The organism is Sphingomonas phyllosphaerae (assembly GCF_036946485.1).
GTDB lineage: Bacteria > Pseudomonadota > Alphaproteobacteria > Sphingomonadales > Sphingomonadaceae > Sphingomonas > Sphingomonas phyllosphaerae_E.
Genome location: NZ_JAQIJA010000007.1, coordinates 129,796 through 141,344, shown reverse-complemented (window position 1 = coordinate 141,344; position 11,549 = coordinate 129,796). Strand labels below are relative to the sequence as shown.

5 protein-coding genes are annotated in these 11,549 nt (G+C 69.8%); 3 read left to right on the top strand and 2 right to left on the bottom strand.

Translation table 11 applies throughout. The features are described from left to right. From PGN16_RS19950 to PGN16_RS19940, 3 genes are all read left to right on the top strand, one after another. On the top strand, positions 1-1,289 hold a 1,289-nt coding region (locus PGN16_RS19950; RefSeq protein ID WP_335311107.1), incomplete at its 5' end, for an energy transducer TonB. 152 nt (positions 1,290-1,441) lie between these two features. Then, positions 1,442-2,290, top strand: coding sequence for a CPBP family intramembrane glutamic endopeptidase (locus PGN16_RS19945; protein WP_335311106.1), 849 nt, complete (start codon positions 1,442-1,444; stop codon positions 2,288-2,290). 32 nt (positions 2,291-2,322) lie between these two features. Then, positions 2,323-3,879, top strand: coding sequence for a cryptochrome/photolyase family protein (locus PGN16_RS19940; RefSeq protein WP_335311105.1), 1,557 nt, complete (start codon positions 2,323-2,325; stop codon positions 3,877-3,879). Positions 3,880-4,012: 133 nt separating this feature from the next. On the opposite strand, the gene PGN16_RS19935 is transcribed toward PGN16_RS19940, so the two are convergent. Both PGN16_RS19935 and PGN16_RS19930 read right to left on the bottom strand, forming a co-directional pair. Beyond that, positions 4,013-4,429, bottom strand: coding sequence for a cupin domain-containing protein (locus PGN16_RS19935; protein ID WP_335311104.1), 417 nt, complete (start codon positions 4,427-4,429; stop codon positions 4,013-4,015). 103 nt (positions 4,430-4,532) lie between these two features. Further along, the gene (locus tag PGN16_RS19930) at positions 4,533-11,501 is read right to left on the bottom strand and encodes an autotransporter outer membrane beta-barrel domain-containing protein (protein ID WP_335311103.1); all 6,969 of its coding nucleotides are present in this window, start codon (positions 11,499-11,501) and stop codon (positions 4,533-4,535) included. Positions 11,502-11,549: the final 48 nt, after the last annotated feature.

Below are 11,549 nucleotides of genomic sequence, written 5' to 3'. Positions count from 1 at the left end.
TCGCCGCGCTCAAGTCCGGCGACCGCGACAATGCGCGCCGCTATCTCGCCTACACCGGCGCCGGGCGGGTGCAGAACACGCCGTTCACCTCTTTCGGCGCGATGGAGCCGCCGACGTGCGGGGATGGCGGGCTGACCCCGGAGGACGAAGCGATCGTCGAATTCTCGCTGGAGGAGGACGGCCATGTCGCGGGCGTCGCGCCGATCTACACCAATGGCGGGCGCGAGAAGGCGATCGCCTTCGCGCGTGCGGTCACCGACTGGTCGTGGCGTGCGGAGGATGCCGCGAAGATCCCGGCACTGTTCCGGCTGACGACGCGTGTCGAGATCCGTTGCGTGGTCGCCGATCGCGCGCCGCAACTGACCAGACCGCTCGCCGACGCGGTCGAGGCGTGGCTCGCCGAACAGGGCGCGGGCACGCCGGGCTGGGCGGATCGCGCCCCGGCGATCGCGCTGCCGATGCAGCGCGCCGCGCTGACCGCGGCAACCGCCCGCGGCGACCGGTTGCACCAATTGCAGGCCGCACTGGCGGCCGGGCGGAATCCGGTGATCGCCGAAGCCGACAAGGCACCGACCTATGCCGCCGCCAGCGCTGCGGCCGACGCGCTGGCGGCGCCGGCGTCGGTGCGCGGCTATATCGACATCGAAAGCGACGACAGCGACCGTGGCAAGCCCGAGGCCGAGCGCAAGCGGCTGCGCGCCTTGCTGGCGCGCCCCGATCTGGCGCGCGATCCGCTGACCGCGGCGACGCTGCGGCTGCTGATCGCGCAACCGGTCTTCACCACGCGCCCGCCCGCCGATGCCGATGCACTGCTGCGCGTGGTCGTCGACGAGCCATCGTTCCCGGCGCAGCACCCGCTGAAGATCGCCGCGTTGCTGCAACAGGCCAATCTGCTCGCGGCGAAGGGCGATCTGGCGGGGGCGCGCGGCGTGTTCGGGCGCACTGGGCTGACCGGCGAGCAATGTTCGATGCTCGGGCTGCAACCCGCGATCCGGCGCGTCGGCTTCGGCCCGAGCAACTATCCCGCCGAGGCGGTCCGGCTGGGGTTCGAGGGCTGGGTAAGGATCGCTTATGACATCGCCGCGGACGGGCATACGGTCGCGCCGCGCAGCGTGATCGCCTATCCGCCGTTCATCTTCGACGAGGCCGCGGCCGGCATGGTCCGCGACACCCGCTATACCAGCAGCTTCCGCCCCGAAGGCGCGCTGGCTTGTTCGGGCGAGCAGCAATCCGTGCGCTTCCTGCTGCCGAGCAGCGTGCCGCCGCAATCGTGGACGGGCCCGCGGTGACGGCACCGCGCTTTGCCTTCCCGTCCGTCGCCCTGGCCCCTGATGGTCGGGCAACGCTTCGACATCCGCCTGTCCTGCGGTACGGTCGCCCGGAAACGGAGAGGCGGATCATGCAGCACGGCGCACGGCGCGACGATCACCGCCCCTGGCCCGTGGCCGTGATCCCCTGCTTCCTCGCGCTGACCGTCCTGTTCGGCGCGCCGTTCGCGATCTTCGCGCGCGCCGCGCCGCAGGATCCGCTCACCGCGCTGATCGGCGCGGCGTTCATGTGGACGCCGGGACTCGCCGCGCTCGCGACCTGCCGCCTGTTCGGCCGGCGCGTCGCGACGCTGCCGTGGCGCTGGCCGAGGGCGCGCTATGCGTGGCTCGGCTATGCGATCCCGGTCGCCTATCTGCTCGCCGCCTATCCGTTGCTGTGGGCGACCGGGCTCGCCCCGGCGAACCTCGCCGGCTTCGATGCCGGCGCGCGCGCCGCGTTCGGGCTGGGCGAGGGGACCGCGACGCTGGTCGCGATCCTGCTCGTCGCGACCGCCGGCGTGGTGCGCGCCGCCGCCAATGCGCTCGGCGAGGAGATCGGGTGGCGCGGGCTGCTGGTGCCGGCGCTCGCCGACCGGCTGTCCTTCTGGGGCGTCGCGCTCGTCAACGGTATGATCTGGTTCGTGTGGCACCTCCCGAGCATCCTGCTCGCCGATTACAATGCCGGCGCTCCGGTCGCGGTGACGCTCGCATGTTTCGGCGTCGGCACGATCGCGATGGGCGGCATCGCGGCGTGGCTGTCGCTGCGCGCGCGCTCGCTGTGGCCGGCGGTGCTGCTCCATGCCAGCCACAATGCCTTCACCGAATTGCTGTTCGACCGGATGACGGTGGTGAACCCGCGCAGCGCATATTGGGCGACCGAGTTCGGCATCGGGCTCAACGCCACCACCGTCGTCGCGCTGCTGCTGCTGTGCTGGCTGGGCGGGGTGCCGCGCACCGCCGCCGACCGGCGGCGCGATGGCTGAGCCCAAAGCCACTGCCGGGCGTTCTCGGCGGCATGACCATGCTGATCCCGGTGCTGGGCGACCAGCTTTCCCCCACGCTCGCCGCCTTGCGCGACGCCGACCGGGCGCAGGCGGTGGTGCTGATGATGGAGGTGTGGGACGAGGCGACCTATGTCCGGCATCACAAGAAGAAGATCGCGCTGATCTTCGCGGCGATGCGCCATTTCGCCGCGGAGCTGCGCGACGACGGCTGGACGGTCGACTACGTCGCGCTCGACGCGCCCGGCAACACGCACAGCTTCACCGGCGAGGTCGCGCGCGCCGCCAGGCGCCACAAGGCGACCGCGATCCGCACCGTCGCGGGCGGCGAATATCGCGTCCGGCAGGCGCAGGACGACTGGGCGGCGCAGAGCGGATTGCCGGTCGAGATCCTGGAGGACGACCGCTTCGTCTGTCCGCTGCCCGATTTCTACGCCTGGGCGCAGGGACGGCGCGAGCAGCGCATGGAATATTTCTACCGCGACATGCGCCGCCGCACCGGCTTGCTGATGACCGCCGACGGCAAGCCCGAGGGCGGCAAGTGGAATTACGACCACGACAATCGCGACACCCCGCCGCGCGGGGTGAACTATCCTGCCCCCGAACGCTTCGCCCCCGATGCGATCACCAACGAGGTGCTGGCGCTGGTGGGAAAGCGCTTCGCGGATCATTTCGGCGACCTCGAACCGTTCGCCTTGCCGGTGACGCGCGCGCAGGCGGTGCGTGGGCTCGAGCATTTCATCGCGACGGCGCTCGCCGATTTCGGCCGCTATCAGGACGCGATGATCGCCGGGCAGGACTATCTGTTCCACAGCAGCCTGTCCTCGAGCATCAACCTCGGATTGCTCGGGCCGATCGAGGTCTGCGAGGCGGCGGTCGCGGCGTACCAGCGCGACGACGCGCCGCTCAACGCGGTCGAGGGGTTCGTGCGGCAGATCATCGGCTGGCGCGAATATATGCGCGGCATGTACTGGTGGGACAGGCCGCGGCTCGCGACGCGCAACGCGCTGGAGGCCGACCGCCCGCTCCCCGACTTCTACTGGACCGGCGAGACCGGGATGCGCTGCCTCGCCGAAAGCGTCGGGCAGACGAAGCGCGAGGCCTATGCGCATCATATCCAGCGGCTGATGGTGCTCGGCAATTTCGCACTTCTGGCGGGCGTCGACCCGCAGGCGGTGTCGGACTGGTACCTCGTCGTCTATTTCGACGCCTATGAATGGGTCGAGATGCCCAATGTCATCGGGATGAGCCAGTTCGCCGACGGCGGCGCGATCGCGTCCAAGCCCTATGTGTCGAGCGGGGCCTATATCGACCGGATGTCCGATTATTGCGGGCGCTGCCGCTATGACGTGAAGAAGAAGACCGGCGAGGGCGCGTGCCCGTTCAACGCGCTCTACTGGGACTTCCTCGCCCGCCACGAGCAGCGGTTCCGCGGCAATGCGCGGATGCGCAACATGTACGCGACATGGGGGCGGTTCTCGCCCGAGATACGCGCGGAATATCGCGCCAGCGCGGCGGCGTTCCTCGACACGTTGACGCCCGCGGAGGAAGGCTGGGCGCGGCAGCCGTGATGTCGATGGTTTCTCCTCCTTCGTCGCCCCGGACTTGATCCGGGGCCCCGCTTCTCCCTTTCGGCCGAAGGGAAGGAGCGGGATTCCGGATCACGTCCGGGATGACGGAAAGAGGCAGGCGGCCGCCCCAATCTCACCCCCCGACGACGTCCTTCACCTTCTCCGCCGCCTTGGCGAGCAGGCCCTTCTCGGCCTCTTCGGCTTCCGCCTTGGTCCGGAACGCCGCGCCCTCGGGCTCGGCGGGCGGCGCGTAGACCGAGAACAGCTTCAGCACGCCCGGGCCCTTGTTGACGACATTATGCTCGGCGCCCTTCGGCACGACGACGAGATGGTTCGGCCCGGCGGTGGTAGTGTGGCCGTCGATCGTCACCTTCGCCTCGCCTTCGACGATGAAGGTGGTCTGGTCGGCGCGGTGCGTCTCCATCCCAATCTCCTCGCCGGCCGGGATCGCCATCAGCACGATCTGCACCTTGGCGTCGCGATACACTTCCTTCTGCCACAGCTCGTTCTTGCCCGCGAGCGCGACCATGTCCTTGTTGAAGATCGCCATGAAGCGCGTCCTTTCTCGAATGGGGTCGAGGAGACGAACGGCGCAGCCGGCGAAGGGATGCATGGGGGCGGGGAGCGACGCGGCGCTCCCCGCCCGTTCACGCTCAGAAGCGCAGCCGCACGCCGGCGCTGATCGTCTCCTGATGATCGTCGCGCCCGGTCTGCGCCGAGGCCGAGGCGAACAGGTCGAGGCCGCTCGGCAGGCGATAGCCGACCCCGCCGGCCGCGGTGCCGACCAGCTCGCCGCGCGCCGCACCGACCGCGGTCAGGCCGAGCCCGCCCCCGGCATAGCCGGCCAGCGCGTCGGCGCGCTGCCCCTCGATCTGGTAGCGCGCGCCCAGCGTCACGAACGGCCGGAACGGTGCATCCGACGCCTCGCTGCGCGCCAGCGTCACGCCGGCATCGGCGAAGCCCGCGACATGCCGGTCGCGCGCGACCTGCAGTGCGAACGGGCTGCGGCCCTCTTCCGCCACGCCCGCGCGGGTGGTGCGGATATAGGTCACGCCGACGCGCGGGCGCAGCGACCAGCCGTCGCCCGCGTCGAGCCCATAGCTGGCCGCGAGGTCGCTGACCCAGCTGTGCAGGTCGTAGCGCCCGCTCACCGCCGCCGCGCCGGGCAAAGCGCGGTCGGTGCGCGCCGTGCCGCCGTCGTACAGCACCGAGGCGCTGACGCCCCAGCCGCGGTCCGCGCCATAACGCGCGTGGATGCCGCCGACCGCGCCATCGGCCCGGGTGCGGGCGCCAAGCGCGCCGATCTGCTGCCGTCCGTTGAGATAGCCCGCGAACGCGCCGACCATCCACGTGCGGTCGCCATAGCCGACCCCGCCGAGGAAGCCGTAGCTCTGCGCGCGCGCGGTGTTGCTGCCTTCCGCGGCGTCGCCCTGCAGCGTGTGCCACTGGCCGACCGTCTGCGCGAAGGTGAACGCGCCGGCATCCTCGCGATCGGTCGCGAAGCCGCTGCCGCGCGCCACCTGCGTCAGCGACAGCGCATGGTCGACGCCGAGCTGCGTCGCCGAGGCATAGGCCTCCGGGGTCAGCTGCGCGAAGCCGCGCGCGTTCGACGCGCCCGATGCCTCGACCAGCGCCGGCAGGCTGTCGAACAACGTGCTCGTTGCCGGCTGCACCGCCAGCGCCGCATTGGCATAGGCGATGCTGCGCGCGACCTGCGGCGAGAAGCGCGCGTCGGTCAGGAACTGGCCGAGCAACTGGATGCGATCGGCGCGCTGGACGATCACCCCGAACAGCGACGCCGGCTTGGTCACGGTCGTGAACCCGCCGGTGATCTCGCCGCTGGCGGTGATCAGGTCGTAGCTGGTGCCGGCGCGCAACGTGCCGACCGGCACGATCTCCAGCGTCGTGCCGGTGGCGATCGACAGCGAACCGTTGACGACCAGCTTGTCGGAGATCGTCGGCGTCAGCTCGAACAGCGCGCGCGACCCGCTGGCGAGCGCGACATCGCCGTTGACGGTCATCACCCCCGGCGACGCGCCGGGGCTGAGGATGCCCGCGACGTTGACATTGCCGTTGACGGTGCCCGCCGAGCCGAAGGTCGCGCCCGCGCCGACATCGAAGCGGCTGGCGCTGAGCGTCGAATTGGCGAGCCCGACCAGCCGCCCGCCGCTCAGCGTGACCGCGCCAAGCGAGGCATTGCCCGAGACGGTCGCGAAGCCCGCGCTCATCCCGAACGCCGTGACGTTGCCGACGTTGGTGAAGGCGACCGGCACGTTCGCGCTGCCGCCCGACACTGCGACCGTGCCGTTGCCGCTGTCGACCGCGCCGGCAAAGCCGCCCGCGATCGTCAGCGGGTTGCCGCGCATCCGCACGGTGTCGGTGGTCAGCGAGCCGGTGCCTGCGACCGTCAGCGCGGTGCCGGCGAGCACCTGGCCGTAGCGTTGCGCGCCGGTCAGCGTCAGCGTGCCGGTGCCATTGCTCTCCAGCGTCTCGAACCCGGTCAGCGACGCCCCCAGCGTGCGGTCGCCCGCCAGCGTGACCGTGGCGAGATCGTCGCCGTCGCCGCCCGCGACCACGCCGGCCAGCGTGCCGCCCGGCGCGAGGCTGAAGCGGTCGTTGCCCGCGCCGAGGTCGATCGTGCCGGCGATCGTCCCGCCGTCGGCGAGCGTCAGCGTCTGCGCGCCGTCGCCCAAGGTCGCGACGTCGCCCGTCGCGCCGAGCGTGCCGGTGACGGTCAGCGCGTTGCCGGCCAGCGCAATCGTCTCGAACCCGCGCGCATTGCCCGCCAGTGTGACCGGCGCATTGGCGGCGAAGCGCAGCGTGTCGCTGCCGGCGCCGCCGTCATAACTGCCGGTCGCGGTCGTGACGGGCAGCACCAGCGTGTCGTTGCCGCCGCCCAGCGCGACGCGCGCGAGGTCGCCGTCGGTGACGCTCAGCGTTTCCGCCGCGTCGCTGCCGGTGACCGCGCCGACATTGTTGCCGTTGAGCGTCAGCGCCAGCCCGGTGCCCGCCAGCGCGACATTGTCGAAGCGCTGGTCGAGCGTCAGCGCCAGCGTGCCGGTGCCGGTGACCGCCAGCTGCTCGAAGCCGGTGCGCGCGCCGATCCCGCTGCGGTCGCCCGACAGCGCGACGCGATAGGTGTCGACGCCCGCGCCGCCGTCGAGCGTGCCGAGGATGCGGCTGCCGGCGCGGTCGACATAGGTGTCATTCCCCGCGCCGAGATCGACCGACCCCGCGATCGTCCCGGCATTGTCGACCGTCTCGGCGCCGTCGCTGCCGGTGATCGTGGTGCCGCCGGTGCTGCTCAGCGTGTCGCCCGCGGCGACCGTGATCGTGCCGCCGCTGACGCCGATCGTGTCGGTGTTGAACGCGCCGACATAATCGACCGCGCCGTTGCCGATCTGGCTGAAGCGTTCGAAGTTGACGAACTGGCTGGCGCGCACCGTCCCGCCCCCGGTCGCATCGACGATCAGGCTGTCGATGCCGTTGCCGCCGTCGACGGTGCCGGTCAGCGTCGCCGAGACGCGATGCAGGAACGTGTCGTCGCCGTCGCCCAGGAACACGTCGCCGGTGATCGTGCCGTAATTCTCGACGCGGTCGTCGCCCGCCCCGGTCGCGATCGAGCCGATGATCGTGCCAGTGTTGACGATGCTGTCGTTGGTGGTGGCGAACTGCGTGTCGATCGCACTGGCGACGTTGACGCCGAAGTAATCTTCCCGGAAGCCCTCGCCGCCCCGGATCGTGCCGGCGTTGGTGAGGTCGATCGCCCCGCCGTAGCTGATGACGGCGGTGGAGAGCGCGCCGGTCGCCTCGATCGTACCCGTCGCGGTATTGGTGACGGTGATGGTGCCGATCGTCGGGTTCGTTTCGTTCGGCAGATACAGATTCAGCGCGCTAGCGCTCTCGACGTAGCTTTCGGTCTGGCCCGAGAACGGCAACGTGTACGTAACCACGCGCCCGCCCGCATTGGCGCGGATCGCGCCGCTGTTGACTACCGTGATCTGGCGAGCGCCAGTGACAGGCTGACTGAAATAGCCGCCACCTGCTTCCAGCCGTGCCCCCGTGCCCCCGATGCCCGTCGCCTCGATCGTGCCCCGGTTATCGAGTGTCAGCGACGTCGATCCATCAGAATCGTCGATCAAGAGCATATCGACCGGCGTGCTATATCCCTGACCGGTAATCGTGCCAGTGTTGACCAGCGATACCGACAGCGGCTGGGCCGTGACCACATTGGTGCGATTTTGGGTGGAGAGCGACACGCCTCCGAGGACAGTGCCGTTGTTCGTGGCGCTGATCTGGGTCTGGGAGAAAAGCGAGATCGCGACATCGCCAGCCCCAAGATCGATCTTGCCGTCGTTGACGAAGTCGATCGCGGCGGCCTGGCTGATGTCTACTGCTGCATCGGGCGCCGTCTTCGAGGTGATGGTGCCGGTGCTGGCATTGACGAAGTGTAGCGCGCTCCCTTGAAAGCCATCGCCGAGCGCCGCCTGATTGGTGAACGATGCCAGGATCGGCGTATCCGCTGATGGGACCGGCAAATAGCGAGAGCCGGTATCCACCTTGCCGTCAAAATCTACCGTGTTGACGATGCTGCCCGTGCCCCCGACCGTCGTTCCGGCTCCCGACAGGGCATTTCCGGCGATCGTCACCACCGTATTGGCACCATAGGCACGCACGCCCTCGAGTTCAAAGCCGGTGGGCAACGCATTGGCCAGCGTCACCGTCCCGCTGGTCGTGCGGGCATGGAGGTACGTGTCCTCGCCGGCGCCGCCGTCAATCGCGCCGCTGACCCCGGTCGCGTCGTCGTAGACGACCAGCGTGTCGGCGCCGTCGCCGAACAGCAGGTCGCCGTTAATGGTGCCGCCCTGCGCGACATAGGTTGCGCCATTGTACGACCGCCCGCCCCAGCTATAGCCGAGGTCGACGCTGCCGGTGATCGTGCCGGCATTGTCGAGCGTGCCGCCGCTGACGCGGATCGCGGTGCCCTTGCCGGCGATCGTCGCACCGGCGCGGTTCTTGATCGTCATCTCGCCGTACGTCTCGACGCCGATCGCGAGGTCGCCGCTGCTGGCGATCCGCCCGCCGTTGTCGACGGTCGTGCCATAGCCGGCGAGCACTGCCTCCGCGCCGACGTCGATCGTGCCGGTGTTGGTCAGCTGGATGCCGCCGCTCCAGGCATAGAGGCCGCGGCTTGCCGCGCCGCCGGCCGCCTGGGCGATCGTGCCGCTGTTCGTGATCCGCAGCCCGCCGATCCCGGTCGCGCCGTCGAGCGTGATCGTGCCGTCATTGACGACCGTTCCGCCGGTGATCGCATAGGGGCGGTTGAAGGTGCTGCCGCTCAGGTTGTGGACCGTGATCGTCCCGGCATTGGTGAAGCTGCTGCCGTCATCGGTGGAAACCGCGCTGAAGGCGCTGCCCGTATCGGTATAGTCCAGCGTCAGCGCGCCGCGGCTGGTAATCGAGAGCCTGTTCGCCGGTGTCGCGGAAAAGTCGCCTGGATCGCGCGTCAGGCCGGTGACCCGGATCGCGTTGCGCGTCGTGGCGGCGATGTCGCCGGTCACGTCGACGGTGCCGGTCCCCGCCAGCGACACCGGCGCGGTCACGCCCGTCAGCGTGAGCGCGGCGTCGTCGTACAGGTCGTAGCCGATCGACGAGAAGCCGGCGATTGCGGCACCGGCGATGCTGGTGTCGCTGCGCACGCGATAAAGCAGCGCGGCATCGGTCGCCGTGACGGTGCCGGTGATCCCGGCAAACGCGCCGGGCCCGGTGTTAGTGTATTCGGTGATCAGCGCGTTGCCGCTGCCCAGCGTCAGATTGCCGTTCAGCACGCCGCCGGCGACCGCGAAATAGCGGTTGTTCGAATAGCGGAAGGTGCCTGATCCGTCGAAGCGGACGTTGCCGTCGATCGTGCCGGCATTGACGACGGTTGCGTCGGTGACGGTGAAGAATTGCTGCACCTGCGGCACGATGTCACCGCGGACGACCGCGCCAACGCGATTGTCGAGCGTGCCGTTCGAGCCGAGGATCACGCCCGCCGCGGTGCCGGTGATCGTGCCGGCGTTCGCCAGATTGCCGAACAGCCGGACGCCGGCCGTCACGCCGGTGATCGTGCCGTTGTTGACGATGTTGCTGCCATTCGAGCCGAGCGACGCACCGATCCCCGCGGTGGAGGTGATCGCGCCGTCGTTGGCGAAGCGACCGCCTGCGAAATTGACCGCGGTACCCGCCGCGGTGATCGTGCCGCTGTTGTCGAACGTGCCGTTGGTCTGCGACACGCCGTTGACTACCGAGGTGACGGTGCCGGCGTTGCGGAAGGCGCGCGCCCAGTTTAACGACACCGCGAACGCGGTGCTGTCGCCGCCGGTCGCGTCGATCGTCTGCGTGTTGATGAGCGACACCGAGCCGTCGATGTCGATAAGGTCCGAAACGATCGGCGCGGCACCGCGCAGCGTGCCGTTGTTGACGACGGTGCCGCCGCCACTGATCTGGAGAAGGCCACCCAGCGCACCGAACGCGCTGTCGAGCGTGACCGTCTTGTTGGTCGCCGTGACCAGCCCGAGCTGTTCGAACCCGGTCGGCAGCGCCACTGCGCCGAGCGTGCTGTCGGCATCGATCCGTACCCGCACCGTATCCACACCGGCGCCGCCGTCGACCGTGCCGGTCACCCCGGTGACCAGTCGTCCGGTGTCGTAGCGCGCCAGCAACGTGTCGTCGCCCGAACCGAGCGTCAGGTTGCCGTCGATCGAACCCGACAAGGTATCGATCAGGCTGCCCGACATGCTGGTGCCGCCGCGTGCCGTCACCGCACCGGTGATCGTTCCCTTGTTGGTCAGGACGAGCGTGCCGTCGACAGCGATCGCGCTCCCGCCCGGAGCGGTGATCTGGCCGGTGTTGGTGACGATCGCGCGCTGCGCCGTCGACCGGATCGCCGTGCCGCCGCTGGCGGTGATGGTGCCGGCGTTGGTGATCTGATCGACCGGTCCGCGAATGCCCGCGATCGTACCGGATGCGCGGTTGGAAAGGGAGAGGCTGGTGCCGGTGTCGAGCAGGATCGCGGGGCCTGCCGTGCCGGTCATCGTGCCCGCGTTGGACAGGGTGGCGCTCACCGCCCCGTTCGCGTTCCCGGCATCCCGCCGCAGCAGCAACGCCTGCGTTCCCGAGACGGTCGCGCCCGCGGCGATCTCGATGGTGGCGGAGCTGGACGGATAGACCATCTGGTAGCTGCCGGGCGGGCAATAGGGCACGGGAACCGACGCGCCGGCATAGGGGTCGTCGGGGCACCGCCCGTAATAGGAAGGCGCGTTGGTTAGGAAGATACCGGTCTTTCCGGCACCGTCGACCAGCCCGGCGACCGTGATGTTGGCACCCAGGCCCGTGTTGGTGATCGCGGCTGCGGCAATGCCAGCATTGACCGTCGCGCCCTGCGACACAATGACCCGGGTTCCACTGGTCGTGACAGACAGCCCGTCGCCGTCGGTTCCGGTGCAAGTGGTGGTGCCGTTCGCCACGGTCGGATCGGGCGAACATTGCGCCTGCGCCGTGGACGCGAACCCCATCGCGGCGATGCTCGTACCGAGCGCGAGCGACCACCGGCGCAACCGCACCGAACGCTGACCTGCCATTCTCATCTTCCCCCTGTGCGAACGACCCCTGTCGCACGGCACTCTGCT

Coding starts and splice junctions, on each gene's coding strand:
- PGN16_RS19940 (WP_335311105.1), top strand. CDS start 2,323: ATGACCATGCTGATCCCGGTGCTGGGCGACCAGCTTTCCCCCACGCTC.
- PGN16_RS19935 (WP_335311104.1), bottom strand. CDS start 4,429: ATGGCGATCTTCAACAAGGACATGGTCGCGCTCGCGGGCAAGAACGAG.
- PGN16_RS19930 (WP_335311103.1), bottom strand. CDS start 11,501: ATGGCAGGTCAGCGTTCGGTGCGGTTGCGCCGGTGGTCGCTCGCGCTC.